Below are 22,099 nucleotides of genomic sequence, written 5' to 3'. Positions count from 1 at the left end.
AGCGTGGCGCGCACGGCGCTGGTGCTTTTGCTTCTGTCGCCTCTGCTCCTCGTCTTCGTCCTCATCCTGCAGCATACCGGCACGATCACCGGGCAGGATCGCTTCGTCGAGCAGGCGGTCCCATTCAGCCACAAGCATCATGCTGGCGAACTCGGGATCGATTGCCGCTTCTGCCATGTCGGTGTCGAGACCGGCGCGAAGGCGACGGTGCCGACCACGGAGGTCTGCATGACCTGCCATTCGCAGATCTGGACCAACGCCCAGATGCTGGCGCCGGTGCGCAATAGCCTGGCGACGGGGACGCCGCTCGTCTGGTCGCGGGTCAACCGCTTGCCGGATTACGTGTACTTCGACCATCACGTCCATGTCCGCAACGGCGTGCCCTGCGCTGCCTGCCACGGCGACCTGCGCCAAATGCCGCTGACCGCGCAGGCGACGCCGATGACCATGCAATGGTGTCTCGATTGCCATCGCGATCCTGCAAAGCGCCTTGTGCCCCAGGACCGGATCACATGGTCGCGCCCCTATGACGCACCGATCCCGGACGAAGAACTCCAGCGCATCCACGCGCATCTGCTCGGTGTCGAGCGATCCCGCAAACTCACGGACTGCTCGACATGCCATCGCTGAGCGAACCCGACTTTGTCGCACGGCGAGAGGTGCTGCGGCTGATCGCGGCGGGCGCTGCGGCTAGTCTCGCGGGGTGCTCCAAGCCCGACCAGCCCATCGTCCCCGCCTTGGAGGACAAGGACGGCGATCGCGCCGGGCGGGTTCGGCGTTATGCGACGACAACGACGCTCGGCGGCTACGGACGCGGCGCTACCGCGCTGGTCGTCGACGGCCGGCCGATCAAATTCGAAGGTTCGGCAACGCATCCGGCCAGTCTTGGCGCGACCGATCTCTTCACCGAGACCGCGATTCTTGACCTATACGATCCGCAGCGCCTTCGCGCACCGGCCGGCCCCGACGGCATAGCCGGCTGGCCGATGCTCGAGCGGGCGCTGATTGCGCGGCTGGCAGGCAGCAACGGCGAGGGTGCGGTACTACTCACGGGTCGCGTGACTTCACCGAGCCTCCTCTCCCGCATCGCCGAGGCGCGGATGCGGATGCCAGGGCTGCGCCACATCCGTTCGGAGGCGATCGACGACGATGCCGAGCGTGAGGGCGCGCTTCTCGCCTTCGGGCGGCCGCTCACGATGCGGGCGCGCCTGGCCGAGGCCGACGTGCTCGTGCTGCTCGATGCCGATCCGCTCGGACCGGGACCCGATCAGGTGGCTTTCGCCCGCGCCTGGGCCGACCGACGGCGCGCGACCGGCAAACCGCAGCGCACCTACGTCCTGGAACCATCTCCGACCCAGTCGGGCATCTGCGCCGACCGGCGAGTGGCATTGCATCCGGCGTTGGTCGTGAACGCCCTGCTTGCCGTGGCGGCGTCGCTGGGGATGGGAAACGCAGGTGGCGTCGACCTGCCGCCCGACGCGGCTACCCTCGTTGCCTCTGTCATCAGGGACCTCCGTGAAGCGCAGGGCCGGGCGGTCGTCATGGCCGGGCGCGGGCAGCCGCCCGAGGTTCATGCCCTTGCCGCCTGGGTCAATCAGCGCCTCCACGCGCCGGTCGACTGGATCGACCCGGTCGATCCGGATCCATCCAGCCACATCGAGAGCCTCGCGGGCCTGGCGCGCGACATGGCCGCCGGGCGCGTTTCCACCTTGATGGTGCTAGATGCCAATCCGGTACTCTACGCGCCTCCGTCCTGGCATTTCGCCGAGGCGCTGGGACGCGTGCCGCTCAGCGTCTCCTTCTCGGCCTTTCCCGACGAGACGGCGATGGCGACGCGGTGGCGCGCGCCTTTGGCTCACAGCCTCGAAAGCTGGGGCGATGCGCGTGGCCCGGACGGGACCGCCAGTCTCATCCAGCCGATGGTGAAACCGCTCTTCGGCGGGCGAAGCGCGCTGGCTGCGCTCGCCATGCTCGATCCTGCGGGGCCGCGTCCCACCGATCATGACCGTGTCCGCCGCCAGTGGAACGCGACCGACGACAGCCATTGGCGCGACCTGCTTGTGGCGGGCGTGATCGAGGGCACGGCGGCGGCTCCCGATTCCCCAGGCGACGCGAGACTGGTGATGCCGGCGCCGGGGCGGGCATCGGCGGCAACGATCGTGACCCTGCCGCCCTCGCCGACGCTCTGGGACGGGTGCGGCGCGACCAATGCCTGGGCGCAGGAATGCCCGGATCCCGTGACACGCCAGGTCTGGGGGGCGGCGCTCCGCATCTCGCCCGGCGACGCGCGGCGGCTTGGCGTCGGCGACGAGGATCTCGTTGCCTTCGCCGGGCTCAGCGCTCCGATCAAGGTCGTCGAAGGGCAGGCCGACGGGGTCGCGACTCTCCCGCTGGGCCACGGGCGAACCGCCGGTGGGCCCATTGCGACGGCACCGGGCACTCTCGGTGCCGGGACCGACGCCTACCGTTTGCGCGGGTCTCGTGGCGGCTGGCTGAGCGGGGAGGTGACGCTGGTCCCGACCGGCGCGAAGGCCCACACGCCGCGCAATCAGAAGGACTTTGCGCTCGATGGCGAGGCTACCTCGCTCTTCCCCGTGGTGGCTCCCGGAGAGACGATACCGAAGCCGCCCTCCCGCGCCACACTGCTCGGGGTCGGGCCTGAGCGACCAGCCGACGCACCGCAATGGGCGATGGTGATCGACACGTCGGCTTGCATCGGTTGCAATGCCTGCGTGGTCGCCTGCCAGGCCGAGAACAACATCCCCGCGATCGGGCCCGAGCAGATCGGCAAGGGGCGCGACATGCACTGGCTGCGCGTCGACCGCTACGAGCATGAGCATGGTGGCGGATATCAGCCCGTACCCTGCATGCAGTGCGAGACGGCGCCATGCGAACCGGTATGCCCGGTTGAGGCGCCTGTGCACAGCGCCGAGGGTCTCAACCTGCAAGTCTATAACCGCTGCATCGGCACGCGCACCTGCCAGGCGAACTGCCCCTATAAGGTGCGCCGTTTCAACTTCCTCGATTATGCCGGCGCCGATCTCTGGGGCGATCTCGATCCCGCGCCCGTCACCGCGCAACGCAATCCCGACGTCACGGTGCGCGCGCGCGGCGTCATGGAAAAATGCACCTATTGCGTGCAGCGGATCGAGACGGCCAAGCACGAGGCCGACGCGACGGGCGAAGCGCTCACGACGCCAGTAACCGCCTGCCAGGCGGCCTGTCCGACACAGGCGATCCGCTTCGGCAATATCGCCGATCCCACCTCCGACGTGGCGAGACTCCGCCATGACCCCCGTCATTATGCACTGCTGGAAGAGCTCGGCACCCGTCCACGAACCACCTATCTCGCCAAGGTCCGCGACGTCGGTGAAGGGAAGGGCACAGCATGAGCGACGCGGCGCGCTGGCTGCTCCCTTCCATGTCCGACCATAAGGCGATCACTGATGCGATCGCCGGTCCGCTGGTCGAGGGCAAAGCCGGAAAGCGCTGGTGGATCGCCGTGCTCGTCTCGCTTGGCGTCACCGGCATCGGAGTCCTCGCGACCGGTATTTCGTTCGCTTACGGCCCGGGCATGTGGGGCAACAACTCGGCGGTCGTCTGGGGCTTTCCGATCGCCAATTATGTCTGGTGGATCGGCATCGGCAATGCCGGGACCCTGATCTCCGCCCTGCTGCTCCTGACGCGGCAGAAATGGCGCAACGCGATCAACCGCTTCGCCGAGGCGATGACGATCCTCGCGGTCTCGATCGCGGGGCTCTTCCCGATCATCCACCTCGGGCGGCCCATGTATTTCTACTGGATGGCGCCCTATCCGAATACGATGGGGCTCTGGCCGCAATGGCGCTCAGCGCTCGTCTGGGACTTCTGGGCGATCCTGTCCTATCTGCTCTTCTCGTTGATCTTCTTCTATCTCGGCCTGATCCCCGATCTTGCGACGTTGCGAGACCGCGACGGACCGCGGCACTGGCGCCGGATCTGGGGGGCGTTCGCCCTGGGCTGGCAGGGCACGCCCGCGCAGTGGCGCTCGCACCAGCGCCTGCAGCGGGTGATGGCGGTGATCGCGACGCCGCTGGTCTGCTCGGTTCACTCGATCGTCGGTCTCGACTTCGCCGCCTCGCTGATGCCCGGATGGACCGAAAGCGTCTTCCCGCCCTACTTTGTCGTCGGCGCCTTCTTCTCCGGGTTCGCGATGGTCGTCCTCCTGGCGCTGGTGATCCGCGCGGCGCTCAGCCTCGAGGCGATGATCCGCCCGGCCCATCTCGACGCCTGCGCAAAGATGTTGCTGGCCGCGGCCTCAGTGATGCTTCTGTCCTATGGCAGCGAGTGGATGTCGGCGCTCTGGACCGGCGAGGCCGCTGACCTGCGCTTCCTGCGGTTCAGCTTCACCGGGCCTTATGCCGGGCTCACTTATGGAATGATCCTCGGCAACTGCCTTCTTCCGCAGCTTTTCTGGAGCCCGGCCCTTCGGCGCTCCGTGCCCGTGCTGGTGGTCGTCTCGGCAGGCGTGCTGGTCGGCATGTATTTCGAGCGCATCCTGATCATCTGCAACACGCTGTCGATCGGCTATGAGCCGGCCGCCTGGACGCTCTACGTTCCAACGCTCGTCGATTTCGCGATCCTGCTTGGGACCGGCGGGCTGTTCGTCTTCGCATTCCTGCTGCTCTCCAGGATTATCCCGCTGGTCCCGATGTACGAGATCCGCGAGCTGGCCGAAGCCGCGAAGGGGAGCACCCGGTGACGGCGCTCGCGCTCGCGAGCTTCGCCGACGAGGCGGCGTTCCGTGTGGGCGTCGCCAAAGCGGACGAGGCCGGGAGGCGTGTGGTCGGGCTCTGGTCGCCCTATCCTGTCGAGATCGGCGCGATCGGCGAAGAGTCGGCGGCACCGATCGCCTGGATCGCGATCGCGGGCGGGCTGGCGGCCGCTTTGCTCTTCTACGGCTTCATCTGGTGGACCGCGACCCAATCCTACCCGTTCGACAGCGGCGCGCGGCCGCTGCACAGCTGGCAGGTGTTCCTGATCGCTCCGATCGAGTTCGGAGCGCTTGCGGCCGGTGTCGCCGGCATGATCGCCTTCATCGTGCGTGCCGGGCTCACCCGGCTGCATCATCCGGCATTCGACATCGCCGAGGTCGAACGGGCCTCGTCCGAGCATTTCGTGATCGCGCTTGCCTGTGACGCGGGCGATGGAGGCGATGTGCTCGCCATGCTGGCCGATGCCGGGGCCGTGCACAGCCGGATGGTGACCCGATGAGGGCGCAGTGGCTGATCCTGTTGCTGCCGCTGGTCGGCTGCGATCTGTCTATGACCAGGCAGGATCGCCACGACGCTCAGGGCGACGCGACGCTCTGGAAGGGCGGTCCGGCCGTATCGAGCGTTGCGCCGGACGGCAGCATCGCCCAGGACCAGCCGGCGCGCGACGTGGCGCTCGACGAACCTCCACCCGTCACCGTGGCGCTGCTGGAGCGAGGACAGGACCGCTACGGGATCTTCTGCACCGCCTGCCACGGCGAAGACGGTGGAGGCGAGGGGCGTGTCGTGCAGCGCGGCTTCCCGCGTCCACCGGCCTTCGGCTCGCAGGATCATTCGCGCCGGACCGTCGACGTGATCACCCACGGTTCGGGTGTCATGTACCCGTTTGCGGATCGGATCGAACCATCCGATCGCTGGGCGATCGCCGCCTACGTCGAGGCTCTGAAGCGGCTTCGCGCCGGCGAGCCGACAGGGAAAGGGGCGTGAGACTCCGTGTCGTCCTCCTCGCTATGGCGGGCTTCGCCGTGCTGCTCGCCTTGGTCGCCATCGCACCGCGCGCCGCCGCCGATGGCTGGAGGGCCGCGTTCCTCTGGCTGAGCGCACCGCCGATCGGAGCCGTCGCGCTGCTTCTGATCGCGCGCGTCGTCGGTGCCGATTGGGATGCGGCGCTGAAGCCGATGCTTGGATGGACACCATGGCTGGCCCTGCTCGCCCTACCGCTGATCGTTGGTCAGGCGCTCTTCCACTGGCCCGATGGTCACCTCCACATCTGGCTTTCGCCCCCGGCATTCGCCTTGCGCTCGGCGGTGGCGTGGGCCTTCTGGGCGTGGCTTGCGCGCGCTCTGGCCGGAGGTCGGGTGCTTCCGGCCGGACCATTGCTGCTCGCCCACGGACTGATCGTGTCGGTGATGGGATATGACTGGCTGCTAGGGAGCGCGCCGGCCCAGCCCAATTCCGCAGCGCCGATGATGCTGGCGGTCATCCAGATCGGAGGCGCATCTGCGCTCGCCTGTGCGGCGGGCTTCGGCAGCCCGACACAACGTCGCGACCTTGCTTACCTGCTCGTCGCGAGCGCGCTCGGCCTCGCCTATCTGCTCTACATCGATTTCGCGATCGTCTGGTTTGGGAATCTTCCAGCGCATGTCGGTTGGTATTCCGGGCGGCAGGGCATGCCGGCCGCGGTTCTGCCGGGGTCGGCACTGCTGATCGGCCTGCTGGTGCCGATCCTTTTCGTCGGTCTTGGTCGAGATGACTCATCGCGTCGCCGGGCCGGTGTGGCCGCCTTGTTCGCTCTCGGCCTGACGCTTTGCTGGATCGCAGCTGGACCTGCGGGATGGCTTGGGCTGCTGGCGGTTCTCGCCGGGATTGTCGCGACGAGCGCATGCGTATGGGGAGCCGCCATATGAGCCAGGAATATGAGGATTGGCAGGTCGACGATCGGCCGGCGCTCAAGGGGCTCGCGGCGTTCGTTGTATTGCTCCTCATCCTCGTGGTCGGGACAGGGCTTTTCTACAACCGATATTATGCCGCCCGGACACGCGCCGATCCGGTGCGCTTCCCACAGCCCGAGCTGGAGACGATCGACAGCGCTCCTCGCGACCGGCAACCGGTTCCAGCCTCGCGACCGCCAGCAGGCATCGATCGCGCGATGGCAGCGACTGCAGCCCGGGGAGACGCGCTGTGGAACGACTGACACGTTGGCTGGCCTTTTTGGCGGTTCTGCTCGTACATCCGGCGTCGGCGGCGCTCACGCCTGCGCAATTGGCCGATGTCGGCGCAACCCCGCCGGCAGGCGCCGCGCTCCCAGCCGGCCTTTCGTTCATCGACCAGTCCGGTCGACCCTATCGCGTGTCGCTTGGAGCCACTCCGACGGTGCTCCTCTTCGCCGATTACAGTTGCCGCCACATTTGCGGACCCGGCGTGACCCTGACGGCCGGTGCGCTCCACGATGCCGGGCTGAAGCCCTGCGTCGATTATCGGATGATCGTGATCGGAATGGATCAGGACGGTCCCTTGCTGGCACGCCGTCTTGCTGAGCAGCGGCTGAAAGGATTGTTCGCCGAAGCGGCCGGAATGGAGCTGCTGACCGGACTGCCGGCTACGGTCGCACGCGCGGAACAGGCGCTCGGTTATCATGCCGTCTATGACGCGGCGGCCGACCAGTTCGCCCACGACGCCGCCATCTATGTGTTTTCACCCGGCGGGCGGCTTTCGGCGCTGCTGCCCGAAACGGCCTCGACCGCCGCGCAACTGAAGGCTGCGGTCGCGGGCGCATGGCAGGACGTCGCACTCGCTCCGCCCACCCCCAAGGCCGACACGGGTCTCATTTGGCGTGTCAGCGCAATCTGTTACGGGCTGGCAAGCGCACACGGCGTCTATGCCGGCCCGATCGTGGTCGGCCTGCGCATCGGTGGCTTGCTGATCTGCCTGGGGCTTGGGCTGTTCGTTTTCGGCAGCCTGCGCCGGCATCGGAGGGCCCAGGATGCTGCCTGAGGCCTCGACCCTGGCACCGGCGGTCGACCGGATCTTCTGGGGCCTCGTGGCCCTGAGCGTCGTCATCATGGCCATCGTCGGCGGCCTCATCCTCACCTTCGCCATCAAGTACCGGCGGGGGACCAAGGCTAACCGCGGGCCCTTGCCCGACATCATGAGCCGCGAGGTCGAGATCGGCTGGACGGTCGCCACACTGTTCGTAGCACTCTTTATCTTCTGGTGGGCGGCGGCCGCCCAGCTGCCGCATTTCCTGCTGCCAAAGAAGGCGCTCGAAATCCATGTCGTCGCCAAGCAATGGATGTGGAAGGTCCAGCATCCCGAAGGCGTGCGCGAGATCGACGCGCTACACGTGCCGGTCGGCGTGCCGGTGAAGCTCGAGATGACCAGCCAGGACGTCATCCACAGCTTCGGCGTGCCGGCGTTCCGCATCAAGCAGGATGTCCTGCCGGGCCGCTACACATCGACCTGGTTCGAGGCGAAGGAGGTGGGCGACTACCACCTCTTCTGCACCGAATATTGCGGCACTGATCATGCCCGCATGACGGGCACGATCACGGTGATGGAGCCTGAGGCCTATGCACGCTGGCTCGCAGAGCAGCCACATGGCGAGGATCTGGCGGGCGAGGGCGCGCAGCTGTTCACCGCGCTCGGCTGTTCAGCCTGCCATGGCGCGCAGGCACGCGTCCCTGCGCCGTCGCTTGCGAACCTCTATGGCAGCCAGGTGGTGCTGGCGGACGGCAACCGCGTCACGGCCGACGAGGATTATCTGCGCGAGAGCATCGAACGCCCCGAGGCCAAGGTCACGGCGGGTTACCAGTCCACCATGCCCTCCTATCAGGGAGTCGCCAGCGAGGAGCAGGTCGTGGCGCTGGTCGCTTACATCAAATCCCAGGATGGCAAGCGGAGCCAGGCGCGATGAGGAGTGACGATACCGGTCTGCTCGCGCGCGAACCAGGCGAGACGAGCTACCTGACCGAAGGCACGACGCTGCGTTCGTGGCTGCTGTCGACCGATCATAAGCGGATCGCGATCCTCTACGCCATTTCGATCACCGGCTTCTTCTTCATCGGCGGGGCTGCCGCGACGATGATCCGGCTGGAGCTTTTCACACCGCAGGGCGATTTCACGACGGCGGACGAATATAATCGCCTCTTCACGCTGCACGGCGTGATCATGGTCTGGTTCTTCCTGGTTCCCTCGATCCCGGCGACACTCGGCAACTTCCTGCTGCCGCTGATGGTGGGGGCCAAGGACGTCGCCTTTCCCAGACTCAACCTGATGAGCTGGTATCTCTACATCATCGCCGGCATCTTCACGCTCGCTGCGTTGTTGCTCGGCGGCGTCGATACCGGCTGGACCTTCTACACGCCGCTCTCGACGCTCTATTCGAACAGCTACGTCCTGCTCGCGGCCTTCGGCATCTTCGTGGTCGGGTTCTCCTCGATCGCGACGGGCATCAACTTCATCGCGACCGTCCATCTGCTGCGCACCAAAGGCATGACCTGGATGCGCCTGCCGCTCTTCGCCTGGGCGATGTATGCGACCAGCTTGGTCATGGTGCTGGCGACGCCCGTGCTGGCAATGGCGATGTTGCTGATCTGCGCAGAGCGCCTGCTGGGCCTGCCGATCTTCGATCCAAGGGCAGGGGGCGACCCGGTTCTCTTCCAGCACATCTTCTGGTTCTACAGCCATCCGGCCGTCTACATCATGATCCTGCCCGCAATGGGCGTGGTCAGCGAAATCATCGCCTGCGAGGCGCGCCGGCGGGTCTTCGGCTATCAGTTCATGGTCTATGCGATGCTGGTAATCGCGGTGATCGGCTTCCTGGTATGGGGCCACCATATGTTCGTGGCCGGGCAGTCGCCCTTTGCGAGCATGATCTTCAGTTTCCTGTCGTTCGTGATCGCCGTTCCGAGCGCGATCAAGGTGTTCAACTGGACTGGCACGCTCTACCGCGGCTCGATCCGCTTTTCCGCGCCGATGCTCTATGCTCTGGGCTTCGTCGGTCTCTTCACGCTGGGTGGGCTGACCGGCCTGTTCCTGGCCTCCATCCCGGTCGACGTGCATCTCTCCGACACCTATTTCGTCGTCGCCCATTTCCATTACATCATGGTCGGCGGTGCCGTATCCGCCTTCTTCGGCGGCCTGCATTTCTGGTGGCCGAAGATCACGGGACGCATGTACTCCGAGAGCTTCGCGCGCTTCGCGGCGATCACGCTCTTCTTCGGCTTCAATTTCACCTTCTTTCCGCAGTTCATTCTTGGTTATCTCGGCATGCCGCGCCGGTATCACGAATATCCGCCGGAATTTCAGGTGTGGAACGTGATGTCATCGACCGGCGCGGTGGTGCTCGCGATCGGCTACCTGATGCCGCTCGGCTATTTCGCCTATTCACTGCTCAACGGGAAGCGCGCGAGCGACAATCCGTGGGAGGCTACGGGCCTGGAGTGGACCACGAGTTCGCCGCCACCCAAGCACAATTTCCTGGAGCCACCGGTCGTGCTGACCGAGCCCTATGCCTATCATGACTGGGACGAAGCACCGGGCGGAGCCGACGAGACCCGGCAGGACGAGCCGGCGTGAGCGCGACGCCGATCCTCGTCGAGCCGTTCGAGGAGGCGGAGCGGCAGCGCGAAGCGATGGTGTTCGGGCTCTGGCTTTTTCTCGCGACCGAGATCCTGTTCTTCGGCGGCTTCTTCTTCCTCTACGCCGTCGCGCGCATGCAGGATCCCGTTGGCTTCGCCAGGGGGGCCGCCCATGCCAATTTGCTTCTCGGCACGGTCAACACGATCCTGCTGATGACGAGCAGCGCCACGCTGACCATCGCGGAGCGCGCCGCACGGGACGGATGGATGCGGGCGGCGCGCTGGGGAATCGTCTTCACCCTCGTGCTGGGGACGGCTTTCCTGGTAGTGAAAGGCTTTGAATATCGCGAGGACCTTGCCGAGCATCTTTTTCCGGCGGCGCCGGATTTCCCCTTTACCGGCGAGACCGGGGCGACGCGTTTCTGGTCCTTCTACTGGTTCATCACGCTCGTCCATGCGATCCACCTGACGATCGGGCTCGGATGCGTGGCGCGACTGCTCTGGCTCGAAAGACGGGGAACGCTTGCACGCCGCTGGATGGTCGCCGAGGTGACCACGCTCTACTGGCATCTGGTCGACATCGTCTGGCTGCTGCTCTGGCCGCTTCTCTATCTGGTGGGTCGGTAATGCCGGACGAAGCCGATCGCCGGCGGATCCTGCTCGCGCCTTGCGGCATTTGGGCTGCGCTGCTCCTGCTCGGCGGGATAAGCCTCGCTTACGCTCTCGTCCCGGGGCTTCCGTTCAAGCTCGTCGCGAGCCTCGCGATCGTAATCGCACAGGCGGGACTGGTCCTCATCGGGTTCATGCGCCTCGGCAAATCGAGTGCGCTGGTGCGAACAACCGCGCTCGCCGGCGTCGTCTGGCTGAGCTTTCTCTTCCTGATGACCTTCGCCGACCTTTGGACCCGTTGAGGCGACGGCCTGGTGATCGAAGGTCAGCGGGTGCCCATATGATGGATCGATGCCACGACGATGACGATCGCAACGATGAAGGCGACCGCGATGTAGAGACCGAGATAGCGGGCGGGCTTCTTCCCCGTTTGGTTGTCCGTGTCGGCCATGTCCGCTCCTTCGACTATCGCGGTCCCAACGCCGACGCCTGCCTCGTGGATCCAGGCGGCCCGGCCGATCGTCTCGAAGTGACCCCCGCCGCAAGCGTCGCAAAGTCTCGCGTGAGGACTAGTGGCTGGCCTGCCGGCTCCGGACACCGTTAGGATCGGATCATGACGTCTCGCTCTCCCGGAACCCGTCTGACCGCGCTCGATGTCGTTCGCATCGCCAGCGGCAACTTTCTCGAAATGTACGATTTCATGGTATTCGGCTATTTCGCCGCCGCCATCGGGGCGGCCTATTTCCCTTCCGGCGACGCCTTCAGCACGCTGCTCAAATCCCTGGCGACCTTCGGGGTCGGGTTCCTCATGCGGCCACTCGGAGCCATCATTCTCGGCGCCTTCACGGACCGGCACGGGCGACGTGCCGGGCTGCTGCTGACACTCGCCTTGATGAGTGTCGGCATCGTCACGCTCACGGTCACGCCAGGATATGCGACGATCGGGCTGCTGGCGCCGATACTCGTGCTTGCCGGGCGTCTCTTGCAGGGGTTCTCCGCTGGCGCCGAGCTTGGGAACGTGTCCGTGTATCTCGCGGAGATGGCGCCGCCCGGCGCCAAGGGCTTCTACGTCTCTTGGCAATCCGCATCGCAGCAGGTCGCCGTGATCACCGCCGCCTTGATCGGCGTGCTGCTCACTTGGCGGCTCGACACTGCTTCGCTCGCCGACTGGGGATGGCGAATCCCGCTCGGCATCGGTTGTCTTCTCGTACCGTTGCTCTTCGTTCTGCGACGCCATCTGCGCGAGAGCGAGGCGTTCGAGAAGCGCAGAGATGTGGAAGCGGCAACAATCCTGCGCACGCTCTGGGAGTCGCGCGGAAGAGTGCTGATGGGCCTCGGCCTCGTCCTGATGACGACCGTCAGCTTCTACATGATCACCGCCTTCACACCGACTTTTGGCAAGCTGCTCGGTCTGCCCGAGCGCGCCAATCTGCTCGTGACGGCTGCCGTTGGTGCCTCCAACCTGGTCTGGCTGCCACTGATGGGCGCGCTCTCGGATCGGATCGGACGCAAGCCGATCCTGATCGGATGCACAACGCTCGCGATCCTGACCGCCTATCCAACCATGCTGTGGCTGACCAACTCGCCGACCGTCGCCAAGCTCATTCTGGTCGAACTGTGGCTGTCCGCCATCTATGCAAGCTACAACTCTGCGATGGTCGTCTATCTGACCGAAATCGTGCCGCCCGAGGTGCGCGCCTCGGGTTTCAGCCTCGCCTACAGCCTGGCGACAGCCGTGGGCGGATTCACGCCTTTCATCGTCACTTGGGCGATTGGAGCGAGCCACAGCCAGGCCATCGCAGGCGTCTGGCTGACGCTCGTCGCTGCGGTCAGCCTGGCCGCGGTCCTGATTTCCACGCCGTTCGCGCGCGAGGAACCAATATGAGGCTCCCAGGCGGCGACGAGCGGTCAGGTCTGTATCGCGGGATCGCATAACCCGCTGCGGCGTTTACGCTTTATGGCGACCGCTCTCGACCAATTCTACTTTTCCCGAGCCGACCACTGCGCTCGGATCGAGGCGATCGTCGGCGTGGCACGTTGGACGATCGATCTCGACCGCGCCGCTCTCGAGGAGCTTGGAGAGACCGGCGACCTCACCCCTCCTGCCGTTGCGAGGGTCATGGAGAATGTGAAGGCGAAGGCGGTGTCCATGCGATGGTTCGGCGGCGGGCACATGACGCTCGATGCCTCCGAGCTCGCGCTGGCGGCCCCGGAACCGATCCGCCTCGACGACGGGAGCGAGGTAATGCCGAGATTGTGGTTCAGGCTGGTCGAGGTCGTGAGCCTCTCCGTGCCGGAGCCCAGGCTGAGACCAGTCGGCTGACCGACCGATCGAGCCTTATCTGACGAGCTTCGTACAATCTACGTCCTGCGATACCGGCTGGGATCCCTTGATCGCCCGTCCTATCGATTTGAACACGGCACCCGCCGACTTGTCTCTACGGGGAAGCGAGACGCTCGGCTTGGCTAGCGTGCCCCCAATTTCGATCGCGCCGGGCAATTGGATCAACCCTGCTTTCTTCGGCGCTCCCGTGAGACGCAGCGCAACGCTCTCGGTCGCGAGGTCGATTTGGCCTGTTCCGCGCGATTGGGACATGCTCGTGTCGAGCAGCATCGCGCCGAGCGCTGCCTTTCCGTTGTTGACGGGCATGTCGAGCAGAGCGCACCGGAGTTCACTCTGGTCGGCCTGCGACTTTGTCAGCGCCCTGCCGGCATCCAGCCCGAGCATCGCTGCGACACGAGCGGGAAGCCGGCCTTGCCCCGTCACGAGATGGACCAGGCCGTTCGAATGGCCGACCGCGTCGCCGATCGAGCGGCCCGCGCCGACGAGGCGGACACGTGCCGCAAGCTGGCCGGCGACTTTCGACTGCGGGCTGAACGCCGATAGATCACTTCTCGTCAGAGCGAGCGCGATCGTTACCAGCGGCACGGCCCGACCGCGCTGGTCGACGTCGATCGAACCGGTCACGACGCCCTTGGTGAGCCGGGCTTCGATCGGGGCGACAGAGAGTAGGCCGTGATCGAGCGTCAGAGTGGCCTTGATCGACGACAAGGGCGGCGAGGCGCTGCCGACGGTTTGCCGGGCGTCAAGCCTGATGACCCCATCGGTGTGGGCGAGCTTGGCCAGATCGACCCGCGTGTCGGGGATCAGCCGCTGCTTGCCCTGCCGCTTCAAGGCCGCCTGCTGCGCGAGATGCTCGGTCGAGCTTAAGTCGGCGAAATCGAGCGGATCCGCGAGTATCGAGCCGTCGATCCTGTGTCGGCCGTACCGATTGGCGACGGAAACCTGCCCTGTAATGTGGGAGTGGCCGACTGAGCCACGCAGCCCCGTAATTGTCCAGGTGCCGCCTTCGTGCCGCGCGTGCGCGGCCAGATTGACCGCCTGGGTCTCGAAAAGTCCCGCTTCGATGATGGCATCGAGCGTCTTCAGATCGTCGGCGCGCGCCGAGACGTCGATCGTCATGTCTTGACTGTCGAGCGCACGGTCCATCGCTCCCGCGATCGCGAAGCGCAACGTGGGACCCTCGATCCTCGCCGAGAACGGCCACGGCCCGCCATGGGCGACGGCCGCGCCCTGCGCGACGATCCGGACTGGCCGGTCGCGGACGGTGCCGGTTCCGGAAAGAATGAGGGCGCCATCCGGGCGTGTCGCAAACCGAGCGTCGAAAGCGCGATCTCGCTTGGCGTCCCGATAGACGATGCGACTATTGTGAATGCGCAAGCCTGCGGGTGACACCATGGACTGCCTCTGGCTCGACCCTGCCGTCCAGTTTTTCTTGCCGTCCCGCCTGCGCTCGAGCAACAGGCGCATGCCGTCGATCACCAAGTCGTGGGGGTGAAAGCGACCAAACAGCGCCGGGATCAGGGGCAGACGGAAGCGCGCATGATCGACCTCGGCCCAATGACCTTGTCCGGCCCAACCGGGCTGGTCGATGCTCAAGCCCTGGATGTCGACGAGCGGTGTGAAAGATGGTGCCGATACGCGAGACAAGGCGTGTATCCGTACCTGCGTTCCGAGCCGCCGGCTCAACGCGGCTTCGATCGGAGCGCGAAGGCGATCGACCGGCAGGTACAACAAGACTGCCAGGATCGAGATGGAAAGAGCTGCCAGGCCGATCGTGAAACGCAACAGGATCGACCTGACAACCACGCTTGCTCGACGCTTCGCGGGGCGACGCGTTCCCTCTCGGGTTGGTGCGTGAACGGAATTTCCGAGTGGAGCCTCGCTCAGACGGTGAGCGCGACCTCAATTTCTCCCAAGCCGCCGTGAAAATTCTGGGCGGGATGGCACGCTAGCCGCAAGTCGTGGCTTCGCGTCTTGTCGCCAGCTTGGCAAGGCTAGAGGAGCGCTCCTAAACAGGATGGGGTGGCGGGCAAGGGCTATTCGCCGGCCTCCCGGCCCGCACGGATCTCTTCTATCTCGGCTTCCGTCTTACTCTCGATGCCGGCTACTTCGTCCTGCGCACCGCGCTTCGACAATATGAGTTCGTCGATCTTGAGCTGGAGTGCGAGTTCGCGGCGACGTTGCTGGTTTAGAACCATCTGGGTCAGCACAAAGCTTCCGATCGAGACCGACGACGCAAGCGCTGTCTCGCTGCCGCCAAGCGCCCACCACGCGACGCACAGCACGACGACGCCCAGTTGCGCCGCCGGATGCCCCGCGGCATCGGCTATCGTGTTCGAGACGTGCCGGGTGGCGCGGTAGAGCGGCCGGATCATGGTCCGACGCTCGCTATGCGCGCCGCCTCCCATCGCCGGGCCGCATCCTGAATCAGCCGGATGGCCTCGGCGGAATCGCCAATTCCGATGACTTCGAAGCCCTTGCCCTTTAGTGCGTTGTAGTTGGCGAACCACCGGCCGAGATGCTCGACGAACGGCGTGCCGAGGTCGGAGACATGACGGGCATGATCGTAGCTGACCGAAAGCGCCCCGCGGCCGATAAGACGGTCGTTGCGAAAGGTGTGCCCGCGCTCCGTCTGTTCTGCCTTGATGACGCCGAGAATATGGACGTCGATCACACATCCGACGGCGGCAGGCTCTTCGCCGATCACGAATATGTCCAACGCGTCCCCGTCATCCGCGAGCGTCGAGGGCACCATCCCGAAGTCGAGTGGAAAGCTCATGCCGGCAGGAAGCAAGGCCGAAAGCTCGAAGGCTTCGATCGACGCGTCCCAAGTGTATTTCGAGCGGCTGCCTTTGGGCGTTTCGATGACGACGCGGCAAATCCCCTGTTCGGCATCCAGTCGGTGCGCGATCGCTGCCAGGTCCATTTGATCGTCCTATTCCTGCGGTGAGCACCGCGCCTGTGTGACCGGTCGAACGGGCCGATCATCGATTTTGATCCGAACCGCCCGGTTGCGCGACCGGCGTCGATCCTTGCGGTGTGACAGCGCAGGCGGAGCCAGGCCGACCAGGCTGGAAATCGATGCGTGCCCGAGGTTTCAAAACATGGATCAGCATTTTGGCATTGAAGCGCGCTCGGCTTGTTCGACAGGGCACCGAACGCTCGACGGCGCATTATGCGAATATGCATCCATCGGTCGCCTTCGTCGGCGCGGGCCCGACGACCATCTACACCCTGCATGCGCTGGTGAGCCGTGCCGATGCGCCATACGCGCTGACGATCTTCGAGGAGCAGTCCGTTGCCGGTCGCGGGACACCGTATCGCCCGGGCTGGAACGACCCGGCGATGCTGTCGAACATCGCGAGCATCGAATTGCCTCCGCTGGAAGAAACGCTGGTCGAATGGCTCCGACGGCAACCCGTCGACCACCTGCGCACCTTCGGGATCGATCATCGCGACATCGACGATCGCGCCTTCTATCCCCGCCTCGCGCTGGGCGAGTACTTCAGGGACCAGTTTGAGGCGATCCTGGACCGGGCGCGGGCGAAGGACGTGAATGTCGACGTCCGGACTCGTTGCCGCGTCACCGATGCGGTCAACCGGACCGACGGCATCCACCTGTCGATACAGCCGAGGCGTGGCGAGGCATTCCAGGCGCGCTTCGACCATGTCGTCATGGCGACTGGACACCAATGGCCGGAGGAGCCCGAAGTGCGACCCGGATACTTCCTCAGCCCCTGGCCCGCATCCGCGCTCGCCAGGATTTCGCCCGGCCACGTCGGTATTCGCGGAACCTCGCTTACCGCCATCGATGCGGCTGTCGCGGTTGCCGTCGAGCATGGCTCTTTTCTCGAGCAAGGTGACGATCTTCGCTACCGGCCCAATTCCGATGCCGAGGCTTTCCGGCTGACGATGATGTCGCGCAAGGGGCTCCTGCCGGAGGCCGACTTCTTCCACCCGATCCCTTACGAGCCGCTGTCGATCTGCACGAAAGAGGCGATGCAGATGCTCATTGAGGCGGACGCCGACGAAAAGCTGCTGGAAAAGGCCTATGCGCTCTTCAAGCAGGAACTGGCCGCAGCCGATCCGGGCTATGCCGCGCGCATCGACCTCGCCGATCTCGACATGGAGGAATTCTGCGACCGCTTCTTCGCGGAGCGGATCGCCGCCGACCCGTTCGATTGGGCGCAGCGCAATCTGGAAGAAGCCAGGCGGAACTTCGAGACCGAGACGACGGTCCCTTGGCGATACGCGATCCTGCGCATGCACGAGGTGATCGAGCTCATCATACCGCACCTGGACGACGCCGAGTTCGCGTGCTTCTCGCGATTCTGGAAGCCGGTCTTCGTCGACGACTATGCGACCGTCCCGCATGAATCGATCGAGCGGATGCTCGCGCTGCATCGCGCCGGGAAGCTCGACCTCATCGAGCTCGGCGACGATTACACTATCGACAGCCATTGCGCTGAGGGCGGCGCGACCCTCCATCTCGGCGAGCGGCACATCCATTTCCCAGCGTTCATCGAGGCGACCGGTCAGCGCCCGCTGGAGGCCAAAGATTTTCCCTTTCCCTCGCTTCGAAAGCAGGGGATCGTCCACGACGAGCCGACGGCCGATGACACGCCACCAAGAGGCATCGCCATCGACGATCAGTTTCACCCCGTGGCAGACGATATTCCGGCAGACCGGCTGTTTTGCCTGAGCCTGCCCTTCATCCTTGGCCGGCACCCCTTTAGCCAAGGCATCACCAGCTCGCACGAAATGGGGCTGGTCGTCGGCGAGCAGCTCGCTCAGGCGCTCGACCGTGACGTGGGAACGTCCCCGAACCAAGCCCGGCCGGAAACGGAGACGGTATAAAGCTTTTCGCGATCTACATCGGCGGCGAAGTCGCGCGGGCGAACATCGAAGTCCACGATATGCGCTTCGTCGTCGCTTCCTCGATTGACCAGACCCACAATGAGCTTCGGCGTCAATGGTGGGGCAGGCCCGGGAGCCTCCACATCGATTGCTGGGCCGAGATCGATCATGCCGATGGATACGATGTGTCGCTTCGATCCGAGCCCTATGAAGGGGCCGAGAGGCTTTATTACGTCAATCTCGGCGGTTACGACCCGGCCGATTTCTCGGAAAAGCATCGCAACATGTTCGTCGTCGCCAAGGGCGTCGCCCAGGCGAAGTGTCGCGCGCTACGGACGGTCAAAGATTGGGATGCGGCCCATCGCGACGATCTTTACGAAGCTGAGCAGGCATTTGCGCTGGACGGTGTAGGGAGCGATCAGCGCTTTTATATCCATCTCATCCGGAGTGAGCAGACACACCCGCTTCATTTCACATGCGAATATCTACCGATCAGGAACCGCAAGGCGGACCTCAGCGCGTGAAGCTGGCCCGTTCAAGCTACTGTTTTGATGGCTGCTGCATCGCGCCCCTATTGCTCGCGAAACGTGAGACAGCCTTTTCGTCCGCAGCTTCCAGAATGCCGCTCTGACGTGTCGCGCGGGTCGGGTGCCATCGCACGTCCGACAATGAGCCTCACGAATGCAGACCGCCAGCGAATTGACCCTGAAGGGCCTCGTCAAAGTCGACATGCCGCGGTTCCGCTCCCTTCATCAGCCCGAAAAGGGATTGTCGCCGCGCGCAGCCCGGAAATCGGGCTACGCGCGGTTGGAGCGCTCTGGTGTCGATTGAGCGTTCCAGTCAACCGTTCAGATCGCGTCGATCAAGTCGGCCGTTTCGTCGCGCTGGTGGCCCCCGTACGCCGCCGCTACGCTCGCAATAAACGCTCCGATCAGCATCGAGAGAGCCGTGAAGAAGCCTAGCGCCGACGATGCTTTACGGGCCTTGTCGGCGGCCTCGCGGATCGACGTCAAAGCAGCATCGACCCTCTGTTGGGCTTCCTGGGGCGAGATGCCCGTCTGTGCAGAGACCTCTGCGGCAAGATAGCTTCTGTCATCGGCCTGAAGATCGTCGCGCGCGAGCAGCCTGGTGATTTCAGCGCGGACTGCCGCCGAACTTTCGGGGCCCGGATGCGTCGTACGAAGCAGCGTATCGGCCGCGTTGTTTACGGCGGTCGTCGATGCGGTCACCGCCGCCCCAGATGCCGAGACGGTCGCCGACAGTGCGACACCCCCGACGATCGCAGTGGCCACCGCCCACGCGAGCAAGCCGTGCGCGGTGTCGCGAAACATCACCTCGTGAGTGTGGATACCGGTCCATTTCGTTCGCAGGCGTCCGGTGATGTAGCCGGCCAACGCTGCGGACAGCCACTGGGTGACGATCAGCCAGATCCCGACGCCGATCGCGAAAGACGTGATTGTCGGCCCGGAACCCGGCCACGGCGAGGCTGCCGCAAAGCCAAGGCCAGAGCCCAGGGCGATGAGGATCAAGGTCGTCGCAATAGCGACGACGGCTCCAGCGAAGACCGAAGCCCAGTTGACGGCGGAGCGCGCCGCCTCGACGCGGTCGCGTGTGAGTTCAGGTGGCATGTTCGCTCCTCTCAATGCCAGACGAGGAGCAGGATGAGGATGATCGGGATCGGAACTCCCAGGAGCCAGAGAAGAATCGGCATGCCCATCTCCATTATTATTGTTTCGGGCGCAGTCTGAGCTACGGCCTTTTCGCTAAACGGACGTCGATCCTTCTCGATCCACGGGCAGCCACGGGGGCCGATGAAGATTGAGCGCGTGAAGCACGCGATTTGCGGAACTGCGCCGCTTTCCATGGTCGCTGCCGACATATGATCGTCCAGCGACGAGAGTTGCGGTTTCGAACGCTCTCCGTATAGCTTCCTGGCGGGGGGTGACGACCGCAAGCGGTCTGCATCCGGACAGTGAAGCATGTTGACGCATCGTTCCTTTCGAGCGCTGGTGCCGCTCGGTCTTGGCTTCGTGCTGCTGATCGCCAGCGCCGTGGCTGCGATCTGGCTGTCCGCACGCCAAGAGGCGGCCGTAGGCTGGGTGAGCCACACGCTGGAGGTCGAGAATCGCATCAACCTGATCGGCAGCCTTATCACCGACGCGGAATCGGGACAGCGCGGCTACCTCCTGACCGGACAGAGCATCTATCTTGCGCCTTATCAGGCGGCGGTGGCGCGCATTCCCGCCGAACTCGATGCGCTTCGCGAGGGCACGGCCGACAATCCAAGAGAACGTCAAAATCTCGATGATCTTCGCCCTGCGGTTCAGCAAAAGCTGAGCGAACTGGGCGGAAGCATCGCGCTCGCCCATCTCGGACGGGGCCGGGACGCAGTCGCCGTGGCGCGCACGGATACGGGCCGGCGCTACATGGTAGAGGTCCGAGCCGTGCTGGCGCGCATGGTTTCGGAGGAAAACCGGCTGCTGGCGGACCGCGTCAAGAGCCTCCGCTGGTTCACGATCGCAGCGCGGGCCGCGTTGTTCGTCAGCGCCGCACTGGTGCTCATTCTCGCCTATTTCGCAGTTCGCGATGCCAGTCGCAGGCTCGCGGCCCTCGAGCGCGCGAACCAGAAGCTCACCAAGGAGATCGAGGATCGCCACTCCGCCGAAAGCCAGGTGCGCCAACTCCAGAAAATGGAAGCGGTCGGCCAGCTGACCGGTGGCATCGCGCACGACTTCAACAACATGCTCGCGATTGTCATCGGCAGCCTCGACATCGCGCGGCGGCGCCTTACAGGAAGCGAACATCCCAAGATCGCGCAATGCCTCGACAACGCTTCGGAAGGTGCGGAGCGCGCCGCCACCTTAACTGCTCGTCTGCTGGCATTTTCGCGCCAGCAGCCGCTCGAACCAAAAGTCCTCGACACCAACAAGCTGGTGGGCGGCATGTCAGAGATGCTCCGGCGCACGCTCGGCGAACGGGTGCAGGTCGAGACCGTGCTCGCTGGCGGCCTCTGGCGGATTTGCGCGGACGCAGCCCAGATCGAGAGCGCGCTGGTCAATCTCGCGGTCAATGCCCGCGATGCCATGCCCGATGGCGGAAAGCTCACCATCGAGACAGGTAATTGCGAACTCGACGAGCGCTACGCGGCCGCGCACGACGAGGTCACCGCCGGACAATATGTGATGCTGTCGGTGACCGATACGGGCACCGGTATGCCGGACAGCGTCATCGAGCGCGCCTTCGAGCCCTTCTACACGACCAAGGGCGTGGGGCGAGGGACAGGCCTCGGGCTCAGCCAGGTTTTCGGCTTCATCAAGCAGTCGAGAGGCCATATCAAGATCTACTCGGAGATCGGCCGGGGCACGACGATCAAGCTCTATCTGCCGCGTCACATCGGCGAGGAGACGCTGGCACTGACGGCCGCAGAGCGCAGCGAGCTGCCGCGTGGCCAGAGCGACGAGATCATTCTGGTCGTCGAGGACGAGGCTCAGGTTCGGCACATGACGGTGGATGCGCTGAGAGAGCTTGGCTATACCGTCGTTCAGGCAGGCGACGGCAACCAGGCGCTGGAGCAGCTTGCGTTGCAGCCGCGGATCGACCTGCTCTTCACCGACATCGTCATGCCTGGCATGACGGGACGCGAACTCGCGGATCGCGCTTCCCGGGAGCGCCCCAATCTCAAGATACTCTATACCACCGGCTACACACGCAATGCGATCGTCCACAATGGCATCGTCGACTACGGCGTGGCGTTCGTCGCCAAGCCTTTCTCGATCGAGGCGCTCGCCAAGAAGGTCCGCGACGTGCTCGACGGGTGAAGCCGTCTAGCCAGTAAGGGCAGGCGGCAGTTGCCGTAGCGAGGGCCCGACCGGATGGGCTGTTGGCGCTGAGAGCGCGCGAACGGGACCTGCAATAAAAGGCGCCACCCGGTCTGAAGCTATAGGATCTCCGGGCTAGGG

General features: G+C 65.0%; 24 protein-coding genes. 18 read left to right on the top strand and 6 right to left on the bottom strand.

The window, feature by feature from the left end:
• Positions 1-3: 3 nt before the first annotated feature.
• The 12 genes from QGN17_RS05585 to QGN17_RS05530 are packed head-to-tail and all read left to right on the top strand — an operon-like array spanning position 4 to position 11,241.
• Positions 4-630 carry a cytochrome c3 family protein gene (locus tag QGN17_RS05585; RefSeq protein ID WP_281043510.1) on the top strand — a complete coding sequence of 209 codons (627 nt, stop codon included), beginning with the start codon at positions 4-6 and terminating at the stop codon, positions 628-630.
• Positions 618-3,392, top strand: coding sequence for a 4Fe-4S dicluster domain-containing protein (locus tag QGN17_RS05580; protein ID WP_281043509.1), 2,775 nt, complete (start codon positions 618-620; stop codon positions 3,390-3,392). The genes QGN17_RS05585 and QGN17_RS05580 overlap by 13 nt, the downstream gene beginning before the upstream one ends.
• Entirely contained in the window at positions 3,389-4,741 is a 1,353-nt protein-coding gene (gene nrfD, locus QGN17_RS05575; protein WP_281043508.1) for an NrfD/PsrC family molybdoenzyme membrane anchor subunit, read from the top strand. Before QGN17_RS05580 ends, nrfD begins: the two co-directional genes overlap by 4 nt.
• Positions 4,738-5,253 (top strand): quinol:electron acceptor oxidoreductase subunit ActD, encoded by a 516-nt coding sequence (locus QGN17_RS05570; protein WP_281043507.1) that lies wholly within the window; start codon positions 4,738-4,740, stop codon positions 5,251-5,253. Before nrfD ends, QGN17_RS05570 begins: the two co-directional genes overlap by 4 nt.
• On the top strand, positions 5,250-5,738 hold the full coding sequence (locus QGN17_RS05565; RefSeq protein ID WP_281043506.1) for a c-type cytochrome: 489 nt from the start codon (positions 5,250-5,252) through the stop codon (positions 5,736-5,738). Before QGN17_RS05570 ends, QGN17_RS05565 begins: the two co-directional genes overlap by 4 nt.
• Positions 5,735-6,658: a hypothetical protein gene (locus tag QGN17_RS05560; protein WP_281043505.1), complete on the top strand. Its 924-nt coding sequence runs from the start codon at positions 5,735-5,737 to the stop codon at positions 6,656-6,658. The genes QGN17_RS05565 and QGN17_RS05560 overlap by 4 nt, the downstream gene beginning before the upstream one ends.
• Positions 6,655-6,945, top strand: a complete 291-nt coding sequence (locus tag QGN17_RS05555) for a hypothetical protein (RefSeq protein ID WP_281043504.1) — start codon at positions 6,655-6,657, stop codon at positions 6,943-6,945. Before QGN17_RS05560 ends, QGN17_RS05555 begins: the two co-directional genes overlap by 4 nt.
• Entirely contained in the window at positions 6,933-7,745 is an 813-nt protein-coding gene (locus tag QGN17_RS05550) for an SCO family protein (protein ID WP_281043503.1), read from the top strand. Before QGN17_RS05555 ends, QGN17_RS05550 begins: the two co-directional genes overlap by 13 nt.
• Entirely contained in the window at positions 7,735-8,664 is a 930-nt protein-coding gene (gene coxB / locus QGN17_RS05545) for a cytochrome c oxidase subunit II (RefSeq protein WP_281043502.1), read from the top strand. Before QGN17_RS05550 ends, coxB begins: the two co-directional genes overlap by 11 nt.
• Positions 8,661-10,328 carry a cytochrome c oxidase subunit I gene (ctaD, locus tag QGN17_RS05540; protein WP_281043501.1) on the top strand — a complete coding sequence of 556 codons (1,668 nt, stop codon included), beginning with the start codon at positions 8,661-8,663 and terminating at the stop codon, positions 10,326-10,328. The genes coxB and ctaD overlap by 4 nt, the downstream gene beginning before the upstream one ends.
• Positions 10,325-10,957, top strand: a complete 633-nt coding sequence (locus QGN17_RS05535; protein WP_281043500.1) for a cytochrome c oxidase subunit 3 — start codon at positions 10,325-10,327, stop codon at positions 10,955-10,957. The genes ctaD and QGN17_RS05535 overlap by 4 nt, the downstream gene beginning before the upstream one ends.
• The gene (locus tag QGN17_RS05530; protein ID WP_281043499.1) at positions 10,957-11,241 is read left to right on the top strand and encodes a cytochrome C oxidase subunit IV family protein; all 285 of its coding nucleotides are present in this window, start codon (positions 10,957-10,959) and stop codon (positions 11,239-11,241) included. The genes QGN17_RS05535 and QGN17_RS05530 overlap by 1 nt, the downstream gene beginning before the upstream one ends.
• 23 nt (positions 11,242-11,264) lie before the next feature.
• On the opposite strand, the gene QGN17_RS05525 is transcribed toward QGN17_RS05530, so the two are convergent.
• Entirely contained in the window at positions 11,265-11,390 is a 126-nt protein-coding gene (locus QGN17_RS05525; RefSeq protein ID WP_281043498.1) for a hypothetical protein, read from the bottom strand.
• Between the two features lie 162 nt (positions 11,391-11,552).
• Here QGN17_RS05525 and tcuC point away from each other — a divergent pair, with 162 nt between their 5' ends.
• Together tcuC and QGN17_RS05515 are read left to right on the top strand one after the other, a co-directional pair.
• Positions 11,553-12,824, top strand: coding sequence for a tricarballylate/proton symporter TcuC (gene tcuC, locus QGN17_RS05520; RefSeq protein WP_281043497.1), 1,272 nt, complete (start codon positions 11,553-11,555; stop codon positions 12,822-12,824).
• Between the two features lie 72 nt (positions 12,825-12,896).
• On the top strand, positions 12,897-13,262 hold the full coding sequence (locus QGN17_RS05515; RefSeq protein ID WP_281043496.1) for a hypothetical protein: 366 nt from the start codon (positions 12,897-12,899) through the stop codon (positions 13,260-13,262).
• Between the two features lie 15 nt (positions 13,263-13,277).
• Here the strand turns inward: QGN17_RS05515 and QGN17_RS05510 are convergent, their stop codons facing one another.
• From QGN17_RS05510 to QGN17_RS05500, 3 genes are all read right to left on the bottom strand, one after another.
• On the bottom strand, positions 13,278-15,068 hold the full coding sequence (locus QGN17_RS05510; protein ID WP_281043495.1) for an AsmA family protein: 1,791 nt from the start codon (positions 15,066-15,068) through the stop codon (positions 13,278-13,280).
• Between the two features lie 251 nt (positions 15,069-15,319).
• Positions 15,320-15,658: a low affinity iron permease family protein gene (locus QGN17_RS05505; RefSeq protein WP_281043494.1), complete on the bottom strand. Its 339-nt coding sequence runs from the start codon at positions 15,656-15,658 to the stop codon at positions 15,320-15,322.
• On the bottom strand, positions 15,655-16,209 hold the full coding sequence (locus QGN17_RS05500; RefSeq protein ID WP_281043492.1) for an inorganic diphosphatase: 555 nt from the start codon (positions 16,207-16,209) through the stop codon (positions 15,655-15,657). Before QGN17_RS05500 ends, QGN17_RS05505 begins: the two co-directional genes overlap by 4 nt.
• A gap of 191 nt (positions 16,210-16,400) precedes the next feature.
• Between QGN17_RS05500 and QGN17_RS05495 the strand changes: the two genes are divergently transcribed.
• From QGN17_RS05495 to QGN17_RS05485, 3 genes are all read left to right on the top strand, one after another.
• Positions 16,401-18,140, top strand: a complete 1,740-nt coding sequence (locus QGN17_RS05495) for an FAD/NAD(P)-binding protein (RefSeq protein ID WP_281043491.1) — start codon at positions 16,401-16,403, stop codon at positions 18,138-18,140.
• A complete protein-coding gene (locus tag QGN17_RS05490; RefSeq protein ID WP_281045153.1) occupies positions 18,137-18,664 on the top strand; it encodes a DUF1543 domain-containing protein in 528 nt (175 codons plus the stop codon). Before QGN17_RS05495 ends, QGN17_RS05490 begins: the two co-directional genes overlap by 4 nt.
• Positions 18,665-18,821: 157 nt before the next feature.
• Positions 18,822-18,971 (top strand): hypothetical protein, encoded by a 150-nt coding sequence (locus QGN17_RS05485; protein WP_281043490.1) that lies wholly within the window; start codon positions 18,822-18,824, stop codon positions 18,969-18,971.
• A 17-nt stretch (positions 18,972-18,988) separates the two neighbouring features.
• On the opposite strand, the gene QGN17_RS05480 is transcribed toward QGN17_RS05485, so the two are convergent.
• Positions 18,989-19,768, bottom strand: a complete 780-nt coding sequence (locus QGN17_RS05480) for a hypothetical protein (RefSeq protein WP_281043489.1) — start codon at positions 19,766-19,768, stop codon at positions 18,989-18,991.
• An 11-nt stretch (positions 19,769-19,779) separates the two neighbouring features.
• On the bottom strand, positions 19,780-20,019 hold the full coding sequence (locus tag QGN17_RS05475; RefSeq protein ID WP_281043488.1) for a hypothetical protein: 240 nt from the start codon (positions 20,017-20,019) through the stop codon (positions 19,780-19,782).
• A 100-nt stretch (positions 20,020-20,119) separates the two neighbouring features.
• On the opposite strand from QGN17_RS05475, the gene QGN17_RS05470 reads away from it, so the two are divergent.
• On the top strand, positions 20,120-21,958 hold the full coding sequence (locus tag QGN17_RS05470) for a CHASE3 domain-containing protein (RefSeq protein WP_281043487.1): 1,839 nt from the start codon (positions 20,120-20,122) through the stop codon (positions 21,956-21,958).
• Positions 21,959-22,099 lie beyond the last annotated feature (141 nt).

This window comes from Sphingomonas oryzagri (genome assembly GCF_029906645.1).
In the GTDB taxonomy this organism is placed as follows: domain Bacteria; phylum Pseudomonadota; class Alphaproteobacteria; order Sphingomonadales; family Sphingomonadaceae; genus Solisphingomonas; species Solisphingomonas oryzagri.
This window is presented reverse-complemented; position numbering and strand designations above follow the sequence as displayed.